The 18643-nt window shown below is 69.7% G+C and carries 16 protein-coding genes; 13 read left to right on the plus strand and 3 right to left on the minus strand.

Features of this window, described 5'->3' with window-relative positions; all coding sequences use genetic code 11:
• A complete protein-coding gene (locus tag CXP56_RS11495; protein WP_028846248.1) occupies positions 1 to 438 on the minus strand; it encodes an FAD synthase family protein in 438 nt (145 codons plus the stop codon).
• A complete protein-coding gene (locus CXP56_RS11500) occupies positions 435 to 1187 on the minus strand; it encodes a CDP-alcohol phosphatidyltransferase family protein (protein WP_286901064.1) in 753 nt (250 codons plus the stop codon). Before CXP56_RS11500 ends, CXP56_RS11495 begins: the two co-directional genes overlap by 4 nt.
• 255 nt (positions 1188 to 1442) lie before the next feature.
• On the opposite strand from CXP56_RS11500, the gene CXP56_RS11505 reads away from it, so the two are divergent.
• Together CXP56_RS11505 and CXP56_RS11510 are read left to right on the plus strand one after the other, a co-directional pair.
• Entirely contained in the window at positions 1443 to 2939 is a 1497-nt protein-coding gene (locus tag CXP56_RS11505; protein WP_051309496.1) for an AAA family ATPase, read from the plus strand.
• Entirely contained in the window at positions 2936 to 4189 is a 1254-nt protein-coding gene (locus CXP56_RS11510; RefSeq protein ID WP_156899053.1) for an oligosaccharide flippase family protein, read from the plus strand. Before CXP56_RS11505 ends, CXP56_RS11510 begins: the two co-directional genes overlap by 4 nt.
• A gap of 148 nt (positions 4190 to 4337) precedes the next feature.
• Here CXP56_RS11510 and CXP56_RS11515 read toward each other — a convergent pair whose 3' ends face one another.
• Positions 4338 to 5765, minus strand: coding sequence for an LVIVD repeat-containing protein (locus CXP56_RS11515; protein ID WP_502694573.1), 1428 nt, complete (start codon positions 5763 to 5765; stop codon positions 4338 to 4340).
• A 613-nt stretch (positions 5766 to 6378) separates the two neighbouring features.
• On the opposite strand from CXP56_RS11515, the gene CXP56_RS11520 reads away from it, so the two are divergent.
• From CXP56_RS11520 to CXP56_RS11570, 11 genes are all read left to right on the plus strand, one after another.
• Positions 6379 to 7074, plus strand: a complete 696-nt coding sequence (locus CXP56_RS11520; protein ID WP_245566514.1) for a DUF305 domain-containing protein — start codon at positions 6379 to 6381, stop codon at positions 7072 to 7074.
• A gap of 202 nt (positions 7075 to 7276) precedes the next feature.
• Positions 7277 to 9337: a threonine--tRNA ligase gene (thrS, locus tag CXP56_RS11525; RefSeq protein WP_028846245.1), complete on the plus strand. Its 2061-nt coding sequence runs from the start codon at positions 7277 to 7279 to the stop codon at positions 9335 to 9337.
• A gap of 15 nt (positions 9338 to 9352) precedes the next feature.
• Entirely contained in the window at positions 9353 to 9913 is a 561-nt protein-coding gene (locus CXP56_RS11530) for an HIT family protein (protein WP_028846244.1), read from the plus strand.
• Positions 9914 to 10237: 324 nt separating this feature from the next.
• Positions 10238 to 10648, plus strand: a complete 411-nt coding sequence (locus tag CXP56_RS11535) for a hypothetical protein (protein ID WP_156899052.1) — start codon at positions 10238 to 10240, stop codon at positions 10646 to 10648.
• Positions 10649 to 10696: 48 nt separating this feature from the next.
• Positions 10697 to 12214, plus strand: coding sequence for a sugar transferase (locus tag CXP56_RS11540; protein WP_051309537.1), 1518 nt, complete (start codon positions 10697 to 10699; stop codon positions 12212 to 12214).
• 1 nt (position 12215) lies between these two features.
• Entirely contained in the window at positions 12216 to 13451 is a 1236-nt protein-coding gene (locus CXP56_RS11545) for a class I SAM-dependent methyltransferase (protein WP_028846242.1), read from the plus strand.
• On the plus strand, positions 13448 to 14287 hold the full coding sequence (locus tag CXP56_RS11550; protein ID WP_286901067.1) for a sugar phosphate nucleotidyltransferase: 840 nt from the start codon (positions 13448 to 13450) through the stop codon (positions 14285 to 14287). The genes CXP56_RS11545 and CXP56_RS11550 overlap by 4 nt, the downstream gene beginning before the upstream one ends.
• Positions 14288 to 14310: 23 nt before the next feature.
• A complete protein-coding gene (locus tag CXP56_RS11555; protein ID WP_286901069.1) occupies positions 14311 to 14937 on the plus strand; it encodes a PIG-L deacetylase family protein in 627 nt (208 codons plus the stop codon).
• Positions 14934 to 16079, plus strand: coding sequence for a methyltransferase C-terminal domain-containing protein (locus CXP56_RS11560; protein WP_028846240.1), 1146 nt, complete (start codon positions 14934 to 14936; stop codon positions 16077 to 16079). The genes CXP56_RS11555 and CXP56_RS11560 overlap by 4 nt, the downstream gene beginning before the upstream one ends.
• A gap of 15 nt (positions 16080 to 16094) precedes the next feature.
• Positions 16095 to 17237 carry an NAD-dependent epimerase/dehydratase family protein gene (locus tag CXP56_RS11565; RefSeq protein WP_028846239.1) on the plus strand — a complete coding sequence of 381 codons (1143 nt, stop codon included), beginning with the start codon at positions 16095 to 16097 and terminating at the stop codon, positions 17235 to 17237.
• Positions 17237 to 18547, plus strand: coding sequence for a UDP-glucose dehydrogenase family protein (locus CXP56_RS11570; RefSeq protein WP_028846238.1), 1311 nt, complete (start codon positions 17237 to 17239; stop codon positions 18545 to 18547). Before CXP56_RS11565 ends, CXP56_RS11570 begins: the two co-directional genes overlap by 1 nt.
• Positions 18548 to 18643 lie beyond the last annotated feature (96 nt).

Raw genomic sequence — 18643 nt, forward strand, 5'->3', positions numbered from 1 at the left:
TCAGCTCCCCATGTCCCTCATTTCGACTGCCGACGTCAACCAGGAACGCAACAGCGTCGACGACGTGTGAATCGTGTAGGGAAAGTAGACCACGCGAGCACCGACTTCGCTGAGCAAGCGCTCCAGGCGCTCCGCGCGCGGGGTACCCCGCCAGTCGTCACCTTTGAAGAGGACGTCGTAGCGGAATTTCTTCCACGTCTCGAACTTGTCGACGAACTCGTCCTCGACCGCCTCGTCGACGTAGCGGATGCTGCGCACGATTTCGATCCGTTCCCGGAACGGGATCACCGGCGGCTTGCCCTTCGCGGCGAGCACCACCTCGTCGGTGACCACGCCTGCGATCAGGTGGTCGCACTCCGCGGCCGCCCGGCGCAGAATGTTCAAGTGTCCGATGTGGAACATGTCGTACGCGCCGGGCGCATAACCGACGACGGTCACCGAGCTCCTCCCCGGTCGACGTCCAATCTTCCGGCTTCCCGGAACCACTTCACCAAGGCCAGCGCGAGAAATGCAGCATTGGCCGCGAACAACCCTGTATACACCACACCGAAAACGGTGGGGAATCCGAATGTCAGGAACGTTATACAAAGCAGACCGTAATCGGTCGGCACAACCAGAATGCTGCGCACGGCCGAGTGCTTCGCTCCGGGCGGAGCGGTGGGGCCTGCGCCGGTGGCGCGGCGCAGCAGGTCGTTGAGGATCATCGCGAAGAACATCACCGCGGCCACCACGGTGAACCCGATCGGCACCAGCAGCCACTGGGGTGCCACGTCGAAATGCTGGTAGGCGGCGATCAGCACGGCCAGGTGCAGCGCGGAGATCTTGGCCGCGTCCACCACGTGGTCGAGCCATTCACCGGCGGCCGACCCGCCGCCGCGCAGCCGGGCCAGCTGGCCGTCCGCGGCGTCCAGTGCATAGCCGACGACCAGCAATGCGGTGATGATCACACCGACCGCGGGGGCCGGGGGCACCAGCGCGACGACCGCGATGGCCGCGTAGGTGAACAGCGCGCTGACCGCGGTGACCTGGTTCGGTGTCGCGCCGATGCGGTACGCGGCCGCGGCCAGCACGCGCCCGGCCTTGCGGTTGACGAACCGGGAATAGGCAGGCGCGCCTTTCGCGCTCTTTTGCGCGTAGCGCAGCTTGTCGAGGGCCTGAACGAAGCTGAGCTGGGTAACGACAGTCATGGGCTAACGGTGGTCGGTTCGGCGAACAGAATGGACACCAACGGACGTGCAAGAATCGCCGCCGTCAGCTTAGCGGACAGCGTGAATCGCGACGCGGTCCGTTCGGGCGGGATGACGGTACGGAGATTCATTACCGCCCTTATCGCCGCTTCCTCCGGGCGTGTTACCGGCGGCACGCGGCGGGGCGGGAGGTGTGGCAAATCTGTTAGGTTGAACCGTCCGTGATGGGCAGGGCCAGCCAGGGAGAACGATGACATGGACGAGCTGCCATCGCCACGGCTCGTCGACGCGGTGTGGCGGTACCGGACGAGCTCGCTGATCATCGTCGGCGTCGCGGTGCTGCTCAGTGTGCTCGTGGCACTGATCGTCGGCGAGCCGTCGCGGATGCAGGCCAGGCTCGCGCTCAAGACGCCGGACAAGGCCGGTGTGCTCGGCGTGGAGTCCGGGGAGACGGCGTTCGCCCGGTACGCCAATCAGCGTGCCTTGTTCGTCACGTCGGACAAGGTGATCGCGGGTGCGATGGAGAAGCTCGGCGGGTCGGTGACCCAGGAGACGCTGCGCGACGCGGTGACCGCAGAGGCGTCCGACACCGGCGAGTCGCTGGTGCTGCAAGTGGCCGCGGGCAGCCCGGAAGAGGCCTCCCGCATCATGCGCGCGGTCATCGAGTCGTACCGGGAAGCCTCCCGCGCGGAGGTCGCTCAGCGGGTCAAGGCACTGTTGGACACGCTGGCCGAGCAGCGCAAGTCCATCGAGGAGCGGCTGGCCGACACCCCGGAGGGGACCCGGCGCTCCGCCAACACCGAAGCGGCCGCGCAGTCGCTGTCCGAACTGGACAAGCGAGCCACCGAGCTGAAGGTCGCGGCCAGCCAGATCGGCGACGGCGTGGCGTTCGTCTACGACACCGAACCGGACCGCACGGCCCTGCTGCGCGCGGTGGCCAGGGACGGCGTCATCGGGTTCGGCGTCGGCGGGGTGATCGCCGTGGCGGTGGCCTGGTTCCGCGCCGACCGGGACCGCCGGGTGGGCAACCTGGCCGAGCTCGAGGCGCTGGTGGACGAGCCGGTGCTCGGCGAGATCGAACACGTCAGCAGGGACGAGGCCGCGGCGCTGCTGTGGCTGGGTGCGCCACCGTCGAAGACGTACCGGATGGTGGCCTTCGGCGTGCAGCAGGTGATCGACGAAGGCGTCCTGATCGTCACCGGCGAGTCGGGCAGCGGTGTCACGACCACGACCATCCAGCTGGCCAGCGCGCTGGCCCGAAGCGGGTTGAACGTGCTGCTGGTGGACGGTGCGGTGCGCACGCACGGGCTGTCGACCAGCATCGGGCTGGCGGCCAAGCAGCCGTACGGGAACGAGGACGACCATCGCAAGCACCCCGGCCTGACCGACATCGCGATGGGCAACGTGCGCCCGCAGAACACCATGCGGGTGGTCGAGCTCGGCGACGGCGTCACGCTCACCGTGATCCCGGCGGGTGCCTACGTCGACGGCGTGCTCGAACGGTTCAGCGTGCCGCTGCTGGACCGGGCGATCGGCGAGATGCGCGCGCAGTTCGACATCGTGCTGATCGACGCGCCGACGCCGGCCAGCGCACCGGAAGCGGGTGCGCTGGTGCGGGCCAGTGACGCGGTCATCGTGGTGGTCCGCCGGGACGCCGACGCGGCGGGCCTGCGCAGGCTGATCGAGCAGATCCGGATCGTCGGTGGCAAGGTCGCCGGGTACGTGCTGACCTTCGCCACCCGGAACCGATGACGCGCGCGGCGGCCGCGGTCAGGGCGGCGGTGCGCGCCCTGCGACGGCTGTCGGCGCCGGTCGCCGCCCAGGCGGTCACCGCGGCGACCAGCATGGTGCTGCAGGTGGTGGCGGCTCGCGCGCTCGGGCTGGCCGAGTTCGGGGCGTTCGCCGTGCTGCTGGGATTCCTGGTTGCGGCTTCGGCGGTGTACACCGGCTACGTCGGGGACAGCCTCGCCGTGCTGGACCGGCACGACGCGGTGGTGCGCGGCGCGTTGGTCGGCAGCGCGCTGACCTCCTGGGTGCTGGCGGCCGGGGCCGCCGCCGTGACCGTGGTGCTGCTGCGCGGCCCGGACATCCCGTTGCTGCTGGCCTTCTCGGTGCTGGCCGTCGTGTGGCTGGTGCGGGAGACCCTGCGCCGGTTGCTGATCGCCCGAATGGATTTCACCAGGCTGCTCGGCAACGACGTGCTGTATCTGGTGGTGACGCTGGCTGTGCTGCTGGTGGCTGCCAGCAGCGGCCTGACATTGACCGCCTTGGTGGTGGCGATGGCGATCGGCGCGGTCGTCACGGTCGGGCTCGGCGTCCTGCGGGTGCCGCGCGACGAGCTGCGTGACCTTCGTCCCGGCTGGCAGGGGATGGGCAGGCTCGCCCAGTTCGCCGGCTGGCGTGCCGCGCACGCGACGTTGCGGCCGGTGGCATTGCTGGCCGTGCGGGTGCTGGTCGGCGTGTTCGGGTCGCTGACGGCGGTCGGCCTGCTGGAGGCCGGGCGCCTGGTGGTGGCGGCGCTCCAGGTGGTGGTCAACGGTGCGGGCAGCTACCTGCTGCCGCGGTTCGCCGCCGCGGAGAAGCAGCCGGAGCGTGGCCGCCCGGACACCGCGCGCCTCGCCGTCGTGCTGGCCGCCGGGACGCTGGCCTGTGGCCTGGTGTGCGCCGCGCTCGCCGGACCGCTGGGTGAGCTGCTCACCGGCGCGCCCGTTCCCGGGTGGCTCGTCCTCGGCTGGTCGGTGTACCTGGCGGTGTGGGCGGCCGGCCTGCCGTCCGTGGCCGAGGTCGTGGCCCGCAAGCTGTCGCGTGCCACGTTCGTCGTGCGGCTGATCGACACCGTGGCCGGCCTTGCCCTGGCGTCGGTGGCGCTCGCGGCGGGCGCCGACGTCACGGTCGTGCCGTGGTTGCTTGCGATCGGGGGCTGCTACGCGGTGGTGCGGTTGCACCTGCTCGCCATGCGCACGCGGACGACGCGACCGCACGACGCGCCGGGCCGCAAGTAGCTCTGCCCACCGGGCCGGCGCGGAGCGACCCGCCTGCCGCGGCACGCCGGGTGTTGGATGATCTGCTTCCGCAGAACATGGGCCAGGGGCGCCTCCGCAAGGGAGACGCCCCTGGTCGTTGCCGAACTCGACTCAGGCCGCCGACGGGTCAGCGTTCCCGGTAGTGCTCTTGTGTCTGGGCATTGAGCACCTTGGTCCTGACCTTCTTCGCCGGGTCCGTGCGCTTGTCGTCGATGCGCAGGACGTCGAAGCCCTTACCGAGGTCGGACGAATAGATGTAGCCGTTGTAGTAGTAGCTGGACCACGTACCGCCCGCTTCCGCCGGGTTGGAGGCCGGGCCGCGGTCGAAGAAGCCGATCGTCTTCGGCTTGCGGGCGTTGGTGAAGTCCCACACCACGGTGCCGCCCATGTACCAGGACTGCACCATGATGTCCTTGCCCGGCACCGGCAGCAGCATGCCGTTGTGGGCGACGCAGTTCTCCTCGTCGGTCTGGGTCCGGTCGATCTTGTAGAAGCTGCGGAACTTCAGCTTCCGGTGCTTGCCCTTGCCGACGATCTGGTAGATGCCGTTGGCGCCGAGCTCGGGGCCGATCTCCGGGTTGCAGGTGGCCGCGCCGCCGCCGCCCAGCTCGTCGGTGAAGACGACCTTGGAGGCGTCGTTGCTGAACGTGGCCGAGTGCCAGAACGCGAAGTGCTCGGCGTCGGTGACCCGGTCGATCACCTTCGGCTTCTCCCGGTTGGTGATGTCCATCAGCACGCCGTCACCCATGCAGGCGCCCGCGGCGATGTTCTTCTCCGGGTAGACGGTGATGTCGTGGCAGCCCTCGGTGGGCACACCGCCCGGCTTGTCGATGTCCCAGCCGTCACCCGGGAAGCCGCCGTCCGGGAACAGCACCGGCGTGGCCACGACCTTGGCCTTGGTCGGCTGGCGCACCGGCACCTTGATGATCGAGATCAGGTCGTGCGGCGGCTGGCAGTTGGACAGCGACGGGGACGGCGCATACGACGACACGTAGATGTACACGTGCTTGCTGGACCTGGCCGGCACCAGCGTGTGGGTGTGCGAGCCGCACTTGGTCTCCACCGACTTGACGTAGCGCGGGTTGCGCATGTCGGAGATGTCGAAGATGCGGATGCCTTCCCAGTACGGCTTGGTGCCGTCGTTCTGCGGCTGCGAGTTGCACGAGTCGTCACTGCGGCGCGCGTCGACCGACAAGAACAGCAGGTTCTTGTGCACGCTGACGTCGTTCTGCGCGCCGGGACACAGCACGTTGGCCACGATCTTCGGCTTCTTCGGATTCCTGATGTCGTAGATGGTGAATCCGTTGTAGTTGCCGACGATCGCGTGCCCGTCGGTGAACGCGATGTCGGTGCCCACCGCACCGTCCTTCAACGGGTCCTGGAACGGCACGTTGGCGATGTGCTTCATGTTCGGGCTGGTGACGATTTCGTCCGGGCCCGGCGTGCTGGTGTTCGCGACCGCGGACGAAGTGCCGAATGCCGTGCTCAGCAGCGATGCGCCAAGCGCCACGGCGAGCGCGGCGGCACGCCAACGTCGGGTACGGGTGCCTGTCACGGTATGTCGCCTTTCTCCCACAGGTCGACGGTTCGGCGCCGACTCCCGTTGCGCACGGTACCGCGTGAGGTCGCTCGATCGCGCGACTTTTTCGTTTCAGTGTCCGAAATTCCGACACAAATGGCGCACATCCCGTGGAAGGCCGAAGGATCGTTCGCGTCACGCGAAATGGGCTTGCGACGAGGTGACCGGCGAGTCCGGTCACGGCCCGTGATCAATCTGGCCGTCGACCTGGTATTTACCCGATGTTTGCGGCTGATATCCGGTATGTCCGAAATAGGAAAGATGGGGTGTCGGCGAAGGCGCGTCGGCGAATTCGTCCGGGTTCCGGTATGCGTACCCGGACAGCGCCGGTCCGAGGTCCGGCCAGTTCGGCGTGCGGCCCGGCCATTTTCGGCAAGCGGAGTTCGTTCCAGGCCGCCGGTGCGGCTTGCGTCGAGATGCGGAATGCGGCAGGCGGCGCTCATTCGGCGGATGTCACGGTCATTGCCTCGGTGGGGCTGCCGTGGCGATTGTCCGGCATTGGTGACGGTGTTGACGGCGGCCCGGTGATGCGGCAAGGCTTGGCAGCCGCGCCATTGTGTGCGGTGCCGTGGAAGGAAAAGGAGAAACGGTGCGCAGATGGATCGTCGTGCCATTGACGTTGTGGGTGCTGGCGCTGCCCGCCTGTACCGGCGATGACGACGGTGGGGGAGAGCAAGGCGCCCGACCGGCGCCGTCGGTCATCGCGCCGGGCAAGCCGGGGGAGCCGAACAAGACGCTTTCGCCGGAGGAGGCCCGGTCCGCCGTTCCGAAGAACGAGCCCAACGAGGCGGACTTCCGCTTCGTCGAGGACATGGTCGTGCACCACTCGCAAGCCGTGGTCATGACCGACCTGGCCGAGACCCGCGCGTCCGATGCCAAGGTCAAGGCGATCGCGAAGCGCATCGCCGGCGCGCAGCGGGCCGAGATCGACATGATGAACACCTGGCTGAAGCGCCACGGCCGCGAGCCGTTGGACGTGCCGGGCGCCAAGGGGCACCGCCAGGGCGGGCACCACGGCCACGGCGAGCACGGCATGCAGCACGACCATGAGGGCATGCCGGGCATGGCCACCCAGGAGCAGCTGGACCAGCTGGCCGCGTCCCGTGGCGCGAAGTTCGACAGCTTGTTCCTGCGGCTGATGATCGCCCACCACGAAGGTGCGCTGACCATGGCCCACGAGGTGCAGCGCGACGGTTCCGACATCCGGGTGCAGGAGATGGCCGACGAGATCATCGCCACTCAGTCGGCGGAAATCGCCAAGATGGAGGCGATGCAGCGGGACTGATCCGGGCGTTCCAGCCGTTCGTCAGCAGGCTGCGATCGGCCGGCCTGTGGCTCGGACGGTGCTGTCCTGCCTGCGGTCCGGCGGGTTGCCGGGGCAGGCAGGCGCTGCGCCGGGGAACGCCGGACACGGTGCGTAACGCGTTCGCGGCGGGGACTAGCATCCGCAGTACCGCATTTGGAGTTTCCCGTCGTGAGGAGTCATCGTGTCCGAGCCGTACTCGTCCGCAGCTGCACCCGCCGAGCGTGTGGTGGTGCCGGCGGGCACTACGGCGGGCAGCGCCGTCCGGGAGGCCGGGCTCCCCGGCAAGGGCCCGGAGGCGATCATCGTGGTGCGGGACGCCGACGGCGTGCTGCGTGACCTGTCGTGGGTGCCGGAGACCGACGTCGAGGTGGAGCCGGTCGCGGCCAACACCGAGGACGGCCGCAGCGTCATCCGGCACTCGGCGGCGCACGTGCTGGCGCAGGCCGTCCAGGAGGAGTTCCCGGAGGCCAAGCTGGGCATCGGGCCGCCGGTGAAGGACGGCTTCTACTACGACTTCGGCATCGACCACAACTTCACGCCGGAGGACCTGCAGCGGCTGGAGAAGCGCATGAAGCGCATCATCAAGTCCGCGCAGCGGTTCTCCCGCCGGGTGCTGCCGTCGGTCGACGACGCCAAGTCCGAACTGGCCGACGAGCCGTTCAAGCTCGAGCTGGTCGACCTCAAGGGCGCCAAGGAGCAGGTGGACACCTCCGAGGTGATGGAGCTCGGCGGCGGCGAGCTGACCATGTACGACAACGTCGACCCGCGCACCGGCGAGACGGTGTGGGCCGACCTGTGCCGCGGGCCGCACGTGCCGACCACCAAGCACATCCCGGCGTTCAAGCTGACCAGGGTGGCCGCCGCCTACTGGCGCGGCGACGAGCGCAACCCGCAGCTGCAGCGCATCTACGGCACCGCGTGGGAGTCGCCGGAAGCGCAGGAGCAGTACCTGGAGCTGCTGGCCGAGGCGGAGCGGCGGGACCACCGGAAGCTGGGCGCCGAGCTGGACCTGTTCAGCTTCCCGGACGAGATCGGCTCCGGCCTGGCGGTGTTCCACCCCAAGGGCGGCGTGGTGCGCAAGGCGATGGAGGACTACTCCCGCCAGGCCCACGAGCGGGCGGGCTACGAGTTCGTCTACACCCCGCACATCACCAAGTCGCAGCTGTACGAAGTCTCCGGCCACCTCGGCTTCTACGCGGAGAACATGTTCCCGTCGATGCACCTGGACGCCGAGTACGACGCCGACGGGAAGCTGCGCAAGCCGGGGCAGGACTACTACCTCAAGCCGATGAACTGCCCGATGCACAACCTGATCTACAAGGCGCGCGGGCGGTCCTACCGGGAGCTGCCGCTGCGGCTGTTCGAGTTCGGCTCGGTGTACCGGTACGAGAAGTCCGGCGTGGTGCACGGGCTGACCAGGGTCCGTGGGTTCACCCAGGACGACGCGCACATCTACTGCACCCCCGACCAGCTGCAGGACGAGCTGGCCAGCCTGCTGGAGTTCGTGCTGAACCTGCTGCGCGACTACGGCCTGACCGAGTTCACCGCCGAGCTGTCCACCCGCCCGGAGAAGTACTTCGGCGAGCTGGAGGACTGGGAGCGGGCCGAGGCCGCGCTGGAGGCCGCGCTCAAGCGGGCGGGCCTGCCGTACCGGATCGGGCACGGCGAGGGCACGTTCTACGCGCCGAAGATCGACGTGCACTGCACCGACGCGCTCGGCCGCTCGTGGCAGCTGTCCACGCTGCAGGTCGACCTGCAGCAGCCGGAGCGGTTCGACCTGCGGTACACCGCGCCGGACGGGTCGCGGCAGCGTCCGATCATGATCCACCGCGCGCTGTTCGGCTCCATCGAGCGGTTCTTCGGCATCCTCACCGAGCACTACGCGGGGGCCTTCCCGGCGTGGCTGGCCCCGGTGCAGGTGGCCGGTATCCCGATCGCCGACGAGCACGTCGAGCACCTGCAGGGTGTCGCCCAGCGGCTGCGCGAGCGCGGGGTGCGGGTGCAGGTGGACGTCAGCGACGACCGGATGCAGAAGAAGATCCGCACGCACACCACGCACAAGGTCCCGTTCATGCTGCTGGCGGGCAACAAGGACGTCGAGGCGGGCGCGGTGTCGTTCCGTTTCCGGGACGGCTCCCAGGTCAACGGCGTTCCGGTGGACTCCGCGGTCGACGCCATCGCCGGGTGGATCGAGCGCAGGGAGAACGCCTCCCCGAGCGCGGAGAACTTCACGGTCGGCTGACTACGATCGGTGGCTATGCAGGACAGCGGGGCGCACGAGGTGCAGGACGGTGTCGGCGTCCCGGACGCGTTGCAGCGACTGTGGACGCCGCACCGCATGGCCTACATCAAAGGCGAGAACAAGCCGGACGGCGACGAGCCACAGGGCTGCCCGTTCTGCCGCATCCCTCAGCTGGACGACGCCGAGGGATTGATCGTTTTCCGCGGTGAGGTCGCCTACGCCGTGCTGAACCTGTACCCGTACAACCCCGGGCACCTGATGCTGGTGCCGTATCGCCACGTCGCCGACTACACCGACCTCACCAAGGAGGAGACCGCCGAGGTCGCCGAGCTGACTCAGACCGCGATGCGGGTGGTGCGGTCGGTGTCCAACGCGCACGGGTTCAACATCGGCATGAACCAGGGCTACGTCAGCGGCGCCGGGATCGCCGCCCACCTGCATCAGCACGTGGTCCCGCGGTGGGGAGGCGATTCGAACTTCATGCCGGTGATCGGCCGCACCAAGGTGCTGCCGCAGCTGCTGGGGGAGACCCGCCAGCTGCTGGCCGACGCGTGGCCCGGCGCGAAGAGCGCCTGATCTTTGCGGTACGCGCTGCGTGGTGCGTGTGCCTGCCCGGAAGCATCGCTCCGGCGCGCAGCCGACCGCTTGCCACTGGGTGGTGCGAGCAAGGTGAACCGGGCATCGGTCGATTCGGTATGACTCGCGCTGGGGCGGGCGGTGGACACTCGGATTTCGGTCGAACGGTTGCTCGCGAGCCGATCGATGCCGATTCCTGCGACAGGAAGCTGTGACCGCTGATGGCCGGCGGGGGTCAGTCATGCGCCCGTGGACCGATCGCCGATACCGCCCATGCGGCCTGGGCGGGACCGGGGTCAGCCATGCGCCCGTGGACGATCGGCGGTGAAGAAGATCTCCAAGACCGCGGAGCTGGGGTCAGCCATGCGCCCGTGGACGATCGACTGCGGCGTGATGCGCTTCCTGACCGCAGGTGCCCTGGTCGTCCACGTCGAGCCGCCCGCGGAGCACGTTCTCGGCCGGCGCCCGGATGGCGGACGTGGCGGTTGGTGGCCCTGGGCTCGGATCGGTGACCTTGGCGCCCGAGTACGGATCGGTGACCTTGGCGCCGGTGGTTGCGTGGTTCGTGTGCCGCTACTCCGGCGACCGATCCCGCTGTCGCGCCGAGATAGTCCGAAAAATCCCATTCCTTCCCGCGTAACTCTTTCGGGTGAAGCCGCGAATCTGGAGGCAGGCAAGGCGGTGAACCGCGGGGTCGAGGATCTGGTTTCGCCGCCGGGATTCCACAGGAGCTGATGCCCGGTCGTGCGCTGCGCGTGCTCGCCGGGCGGAAGGGGCGTGGCGATGAGTGACCGTGTCGAGTCCTCCACGCCCACCGTGCCGGCTCAGCCGCGGCTGGATCGGGAGGCGTTCTACTCACGGTCGTTCCGGCCGCCGGTCACCGCGTGGGAGCGTCGGTACCGGCAGTGGATCATCGCCGCCGATCTGGCCGCGACGGTCGTCGTGGTGGTCGTCGTCGGCGCGATCATGCAGACGCGGCACCCGCACTGGGGTGTCACACCGTTGTTCGGCCTGCCCTCGCTGATCACGCTCGAGGTGCTCACCGTCGGCGCGGTGATGCTCGCATTCGGGCTGAGCCGGGTGTGGCATCCGGTGGTGCTCGGCCAGGGCCCCGAGGAGTTCGGCAGGCTGGGCAAAGGCCTGTTCGCGTCGATCGTCGCGCTCAACGTGGCACTGCTGGCGGCGGGCAGCCCGGCGGGGGCCCGGTTCTGGGTGTTCGTGGTCGTCCCGGCCATCGCGCTGCTGGTGTTCCCGCAGCGCTACCTGGCCAGGCGCTGGCTGCACCGGGCGCGCAAGCAGGGCAGATGCCTGCTGCCGGTGCTGGCCACCGGCACGCACCAATCCATCACCGACCTGATCGACCGCACCAAGAAGGCGCCCCATGTGGGGTGGCGGGTGGCCGCGGCCTGCACCGTCCACGGCGGCAGCGACGAGCGCACCGAGATCGACGGGGTCCCGGTGGTCGGGAGATTCACCGACGTCGCCGAGCACGTCAAGCGCGGTGGCTACCGGATCGTGGCGGTGACCCCGGACCAGTACTGGACGCCGGAGCGGCTGCGCAGGCTGGCCTGGGACCTGGAGGGCACCGGCACCGAGATGGTGATCGCGCCCGGCCTGATGGAGGTGGCCGGGCCACGGCTGCACATCTCCGGCGTGCTCGGCATGCCGCTGCTGCGGGTCAGCCAGCCGGCGTTCACCGGATTCTCCCGCCTGGTCAAATCCGTCGTCGACCGGGTCGGCTCGCTGGTGCTGTTGCTGCTGCTGTCCCCGTTGATGCTGGTCACCGCGGTGGCCGTCAAGCTGGACAGCCGCGGCCCGGTGCTGTTCAAGCAGCGCAGGATCGGCAAGGACGGGGTGCCGTTCACCGTGCTGAAGTTCCGCACCATGGTCCCGGACGCCGACCGGATGCGGGCCGATCTGATCGAGGTCAACGAAGGCGCCGGGCTGTTGTTCAAGCTGCGCCGCGATCCGCGGGTCACCAGGGTCGGCCGGCTCCTGCGCCGCTACTCGATCGACGAGCTGCCGCAGCTGTTCAACGTGCTGGCCGGCTCGATGTCGCTGGTCGGCCCGCGGCCGCCGCTGCCGGAGGAGACCGCCCGGTACGCCCCGAGCGTGCGGCGACGGCTGCTGGTCAAGCCGGGCATGACCGGGTTGTGGCAGGTCAGCGGGCGCAGCGAGTTGTCCTGGGAGGAGTCGGTGCGGCTCGACCTGCGCTACGTGGAGGACTGGTCGCTGGCACTCGACTTGATGATCTTGTGGAAGACACTACGGGCCGTCATCGGCGGCGAAGGGGCGTACTGACATGACGAGCTGCCGACTGTGCGGATCCGCGGCCCTGGCCAGCGTGGTCGATCTGGGGGCGACACCGCCGTGCGAGCTGTTCCTCACCGCGGAGCAACTGGACGAGCCGGAAATGACCTACCCGCTGCACTTGCGGGTATGCACCGATTGCCTGCTCGCCCAGCTCCCACCGTTGATCACGCCGGAGGAGACCTTCACCGAGTACGCGTACTACTCGTCCTACTCGGACTCGTTCGTCGCGCACGCGCGCACCTTCGTCGACAACGCCGTGCAACGCCTCGGACTCGACGACCGTTCGTTCGTGGTCGAGGTGGCCAGCAATGACGGCTACCTCCTGCAGCACGTGGTGCAGCGCGGCATTCCGTGCCTCGGCGTCGAACCGTCGGTCAACGTCGGCGAAGCGGCGCGGGCGAAGGGAGTACCGACGGTGACCACGTTTCTCACCCCGGAATCCGGTGCCGCGCTGCGTGCCGAACACGGCCCGGCCGACCTGGTGGTGGCCAACAACGTCTACGCGCACATCCCGGACGTCGTCGGATTCACCCGCGGCCTGCGTGCGCTGGTCGCCGACGACGGCTGGGTCTCGATCGAGGTGCAGCACCTGCTCACGCTGATCGAGCGGAACCAGTACGACACCATCTACCACGAGCATTTCCAGTACTACACGGTCGCATCGGCGCAGCGGGCGCTGGCCAGTGGCGGGCTGGCCCTGGTGGATGTCGAACTGATCGACACGCACGGTGGCTCGATCCGGCTGTGGGCCCGCCCGGTGGAGGTCGCAGGCGAGCCCAGCGGCCGAGTCGCCGACGTGCTCGCCGCGGAGAAGGCGGCCGGGCTGCACGAGCTGTCCGGATACGCCGGCTTCGGCGCCGCCGTGGCGAAGGTCCGCCGCGACCTGACCGCGTTCCTGATCGAAGCGGCAGGCAACGGCAAGCGCGTGGTGGGTTACGGGGCCCCTGGCAAGGCGAACACGCTGCTCAACCACTGCGGTATCCGCACCGATCTGCTCGCCTACACCGTCGACCGCAACCCCTACAAGCACGGCCGGTTCACCCCCGGCACCCGCATCCCGATCCTGCCGCCGGAGCGGATCGCGCACGACCGCCCGGACTACGTGCTGGTCCTGCCCTGGAACCTGCGGGAAGAGCTCACCGAGCAACTGGCCTACGTGGGCGCGTGGGGCGGGCGCCTGGTCTTCGCCATCCCGCAGCTGGAAGTAGTGGAGGTAGCGCCGTGAAAGTCGTCCTGTTCTGCGGCGGTTATGGCATGCGCATGCGCGACGGGGTGTCCGCCCTGCCCAAGCCCATGGCCATGGTCGGCCCGCGTCCGCTGATCTGGCACGTGATGCGCTACTACGCGCACTTCGGCCACAAGGACTTCGTGCTGTGCCTCGGCTACGGGGCCGACCACATCAAGGAGTTCTTCCTCAATTACTCGGAGACGGCGTCCAACGACTTCATCCTGCGCGACGGCAACGTCGAGATGCTCACGTCGGACATGAGCGACTGGACCATCACGTTCGTCCACACCGGGCTGGATTCGCCGATCGGGGAGCGCCTGCGGCGGGTGCGCCGCTACGTGGAGAACGAGGAGATGTTCCTGGCCAACTACGCCGACGTGCTCACCGACGCGCACCTGCCGGACATCATCGACCGGTTCGCCGCCTCCGACGCGGGAGCTTCGCTGCTGGCCGTGCCGCCGCAGTCGGCCTTCCACGTGGTGCAGCTCGGCGAGGAGTCGCGGGTGGACCAGATCATCGAGGTCTCCACCATGCCGCTGTGGGAGAACGGGGGCTACTTCGTGCTCCGGCCGGAGATCTTCGACTACCTGCCGCCCAACGGCGACCTGGTCGGTGACGTGTGCACCGAGCTGGCCAAGCGCGGCCGGTTGCTGGCCTACCCGTACCGGGGCTTCTGGCAAGCCGCGGACACGGTGAAGGAACGCGCCGCGCTGGACGCCGCCTACGCGGCGGGCAACCGACCATGGATGCTGTGGGAGCACGGCCGGGCCGACCCGCCGCCCAAGCACCCCGAGCCGCAGCAGCTGCCCGCGTTGCAGCTGACCGAGCGGTGACCGGGCCCGCGGCCCTCGGGCGGGTGGATCGTCTCCTGCTGCTCGGGGCACATTGCGACGACATCGCCATCGGGTGCGGCGGCACGGTGCTGCAGCTGTGCCGGGCCAACCCCGGCATGCGCGTGACCGCCCTGGTGCTGTCCGGCGCCGGGACCGACCGGGAAGCCGAGGAGCGGATGGCCCTGGCGGCGCTGTGCGCCAAGGCCGAGCTGGACGTCACGGTGCTCGACCTGTTGGACGGACGCGTTCCCGCGCAGTGGCTGCGCGCCAAGGAGGCGCTGGAAGCCGTCCGGCCGTGGTGCGAGCCGGACCTGATCCTGGCGCCGTCGCCGCACGACGCCCACCAGGACCACCGGGCGCTGGCCAAGCTGGTGCCGACGGTGTTCCGGGCGCACCAGGCGCTGGGCTACGAGATCCTCAAGTGGGACGGCGACCTGGCCCAGCCCAACCTGTACGTGGCGCTGCCGGAGCAGGTGTTGGCCGACAAGCTCGACATCCTGCACCGGCACTACGGCTCGCAGCGCGGCCGGACATGGTTCGACGACGAAGCCTTCCGCGGCCTGGCCAGGGTGCGCGGTGTGCAGTCGGGCGAGCGATACGCCGAAGCCTTCCACGCCGCCAAAGTCACCCTCCGGGTGGGTGCGTCATGACGGTGCCCAACGGGGAAGTCCGCTGCCGGTTCTGCGGCAGCGTGGACGGTGCGGTGGTCGCCGACCTGGGCATGCAGCCGGCCTGCGACTACTTCCCGCTTGCCGACGCCGCCGAGCCGGACCCGGTGTACCCGCTCCGGTTGTGGGTCTGCACCGCCTGCCGGCTGGCCCAGCTGGCGGAGGATCCCACCGAGCCGGACGAGCCGCGGGGCGTCGAGCCGGTGGCGCTGGTCCGCCAGGCCGAGCAGGCCGTGGCCGCGGTACACGCCGCCGGGCTGCTGCCGGACGGCGGGGTCGCCCTCGAACACAGCAGCCCGCATGGCGGATCGTGGCTGGGGCTGCTCGAGGCCAGGGGCATCCGGGCCGCCGCCGGGGGGCAGGCCGACGTCGTGGTGGACAGCTTCGGGTTGATGCACGACGCCGACCAAGCCGCCGCGCTGCGGCTGCGCGCCGCCGAGCTCAAACCGGACGGCCTGCTGCTGGTGCAGTTCCATTCCCTGGCCGCGGTGCTGCGGGGCAAGCAGTGGAACACCATCCGGCACGGTCATCCGGTCTACCTGTCCACGCCCGCCGTGGCCGGGATGCTGGCATCGGTCGGGCTGCGCGCCGTGGCCGCGTGGTGGTTCGACCTCTACGGCGGAACCGTCCTGTTGGCCGCGCGCCGCCAAGGCCCGGTGAGCCCGTCCGTCCAGCATCTGATCGACGACGAGCTGGCCGCGGGCGTCGGCGACCTGGACGTGCTGCGCGGCCTGGCCGCCTCCGCCGCCGAGTCGGCACTGGTGCTGCGCAGCTGGCTGGCCTCCGAGCGGGCGCAGGGCCGCACGGTGATCGGGTACGGCGCGGCCTCTCGGGCGGTGCCGCTGCTCAACCACGCCGGGATCGGCCCCGACCTGCTTCCCGCGGTCGCCGACGCCTCCGAGGCCAAGCAGGGCAGGCGGTTCCCCGGGGCCGGGGTACCGATCATCGCACCCGACGAGCTGGTCGCACTGGCTCCGGACGACGTGGTGCTGTTCGTGCCCGACATGCTCGCCGAGGTCCGCGCCCGGCTGCCCGAGGTGGAACGCCGGGGCGGCCGCTGGGTGCTGCTGGAACCGAGTCCCCGGGTGATCGAACCCGACCCGCGAACCATGACGAACGGCTGAAAGGCACCTGACACGATGACTGCGCCCAGCGTGACCGCCCGTATGCGAGCCGACGAGGTGTGCGCCGCCGACCTGGCCATCATGCTTGCCGACTTGGCAGCCGCAGGCGCCGACCTGGCCAGGATGTCCGGCCGGCGGCTGCTGATCACCGGCGGCGCCGGCTTCCTCGGCTACTACCTGGTCCAGCTGCCGCTGGCCTGGAACGACCTGAACCCCGGCGCGCCGCCGATCGCGGTCACGGTGTTCGACAACTACATCCGCGGCGTGCCGCCATGGCTGGACCGGCTCGCGCAGCGCGACGACGTCACCTTGCGGCCGCACGACGTGCGGGAACCGCTCCCGGACGACATGGGCGACGTCGCCTACGTCATCCACGCGGCGGGCATCGCGTCACCCACGTACTACCGGGCGCACCCCATCGAGACCATGGACGCCAACATCACCGGGCTGCGCAACCTGCTCGACTACGCCGCCAGCCGACTGGCCGCCGGGGCCCGCTTCGACGGGATGCTGTTCTTCTCCTCCAGCGAGATCTACGGCGATCCGGATCCGGCGGCGATCCCGACCCCGGAGACCTACCGCGGGTTCGTCTCCTGCACCGGTCCGCGGGCCTGCTACGACGAGTCGAAACGGTTCGGCGAGACGCTGTGCGTCAACTTCGCGCAGCAGTTCGGGGTGCCGGCGCGGATGGCCAGGCCGTTCAACAACTACGGCCCCGGCATGAAGATCACCGACGGCCGGGTGATCGCCGACCTGTGCCGGGACGCGCTGGCCGGGCGCGACCTGGTGCTGCGTTCGGACGGCACCCCGCGCCGCACGTTCTGTTACGTCTCCGACGCCGTCACCGGCTACTACCTGGCGTTGCTCAAGGGCGGCGACGGCGAACCGTACAACGTGGGCATCGACGGCCCGGAGATCTCCATGCTCGAGCTGGCCACCGCGATCGCGCACGTCACCAGGGAGCTGACCGGCCGTCAGCTCGCCGTCACGCACCAGCCGAGCCCGGAGTCGGCCTACCTGGTCGACAACCCCAACCGGCGCTGCCCGGACATCGGCAAGCTGCGCGCCCTCGGCTACCGGCCGCGGGTCGGCCTGGAAGAGGGCTTGCGGCGCACGTTGCAGTGGTATGCCGGCAATCCCGGCGGGACGGAGCAATGATGCGGATCGCCGTCATCGGAGCCGGATACGTCGGGCTGGTCACCGGCGTGGGCTTGGCCGAGCACGGGCATCGCGTCGTGTGCGTGGACGTCGACGCGGCTCGGGTCGATGTGATCAACGCCGGCCGGGCACCGATCTTCGAAACCGGTTTGGACGACCTGCTGGCACACCACATCGGGGCCGGGTTCACCGCCACGACCGACCTGGCCGGCGCCGTCAGCGGCAGCGACGTCACGTTCATCTGCGTGGGTACGCCCGCCAGGCCGGACGGCAGCATCGACACGTCGTTCGTGACCGCCGCGGCCGCGGAGGTGGGCGGCGCATTGCGGCCGGGGAGCAGTGTGGTCGTCAAGAGCACCGTGGTGCCTGGGACGACCGACGGCCCGCTGACGGAGGTCTTGGCGGAGACGTCCGGGCTGCGGCCCGGGCAGGACTTCGGTGTCGGCGCCAATCCCGAGTTCTTGACCGAGGGCCAGGCGGTCGCGGACTTCCTCGACCCGGACCGCATCGTCATCGGTGGCGACGACCTGGCGGTAGCGGCACTGCGCGAGGTGTACGCGGGCTTCGCGGGCACTCCGCTGGTGCAGACCAACGCGCGCACCGCCGAGATGATCAAGTATGCCTCCAACGCCATGCTCGCCACGGCCATCTCGTTCACCAACGAGCTGGCCAACCTGGGAGCGGCGCTGGGCGGCGTGGACACCACGGAGGTCATGCGCGGCGTGCACTTGTCGCGCTACCTCACCGCGGAATCGCCGGGCCCGGCGGGCCTTGCGGCGTTCTTCGCGGCCGGATGCGGCTACGGCGGGAGCTGTCTGCCGAAGGACGTCGCCGCGCTGACCGCATTGGGCGAGCAGGCAGGTTCGCCGCTGCGCGTGCTGCAGGCGGTCGCGGCGGTCAACGACGAGCAGCCCGTGCGACTGGCCGACATCGCCGAACGTGCCCTGGGCGGGCTCGCCGGCCGCCGGGTGACGGTTCTGGGCTTGGCCTTCAAACCGGACACCGACGACACCCGGCACTCGCCGGCGTTCCCGGTGATCCGTCAGTTGCGCAGCAGGGGCGCGGACGTGGTGGTGCACGACCCCGTGGTCGGCGCCGAGGCCGTGGCCGGCATCCCCGGCGTCACGCACGTGGCGGATCTGCCGGTCGCGGTCAAAGGTGCCGATGCGGTCGTGCTGGTCACCAGGTGGGAGCAGTATCAGCGGCTGCCGGAGGTGCTGTCCGGCCTCGGAGCGAATCCGCTGGTGGTGGACGGCAGGCGGGCGCTCGCCCCGTCGTCGGTGCCGCGTTATGCGGGGATCGGGCGGTAACGGGTGGCAGTCACCACGAGCAGATCGGCGAGCGACGCGGCGAGCGCATCGGTGCAGGCGCCGGGCGGCGGGCCACTCGGCAGCCGGGCAGGCCAT

Source organism: Thermocrispum sp. (genome assembly GCF_002919275.1).
Classification (GTDB): domain Bacteria; phylum Actinomycetota; class Actinomycetes; order Mycobacteriales; family Pseudonocardiaceae; genus Thermocrispum; species Thermocrispum agreste.

Excerpts from the sequence above, each read along its gene's own strand:
- CXP56_RS11565 (WP_028846239.1), top strand. The coding sequence starts at position 16,095 with ATGACTGCGCCCAGCGTGACCGCCCGTATGCGAGCCGACGAGGTGTGC.
- CXP56_RS11540 (WP_051309537.1), top strand. The coding sequence starts at position 10,697 with ATGAGTGACCGTGTCGAGTCCTCCACGCCCACCGTGCCGGCTCAGCCG.
- CXP56_RS11500 (WP_286901064.1), bottom strand. The coding sequence starts at position 1,187 with ATGACTGTCGTTACCCAGCTCAGCTTCGTTCAGGCCCTCGACAAGCTG.
- CXP56_RS11505 (WP_051309496.1), top strand. The coding sequence starts at position 1,443 with ATGGACGAGCTGCCATCGCCACGGCTCGTCGACGCGGTGTGGCGGTAC.
- CXP56_RS11570 (WP_028846238.1), top strand. The coding sequence starts at position 17,237 with ATGCGGATCGCCGTCATCGGAGCCGGATACGTCGGGCTGGTCACCGGC.
- CXP56_RS11560 (WP_028846240.1), top strand. The coding sequence starts at position 14,934 with ATGACGGTGCCCAACGGGGAAGTCCGCTGCCGGTTCTGCGGCAGCGTG.
- CXP56_RS11545 (WP_028846242.1), top strand. The coding sequence starts at position 12,216 with ATGACGAGCTGCCGACTGTGCGGATCCGCGGCCCTGGCCAGCGTGGTC.
- CXP56_RS11530 (WP_028846244.1), top strand. The coding sequence starts at position 9,353 with ATGCAGGACAGCGGGGCGCACGAGGTGCAGGACGGTGTCGGCGTCCCG.
- CXP56_RS11510 (WP_156899053.1), top strand. The coding sequence starts at position 2,936 with ATGACGCGCGCGGCGGCCGCGGTCAGGGCGGCGGTGCGCGCCCTGCGA.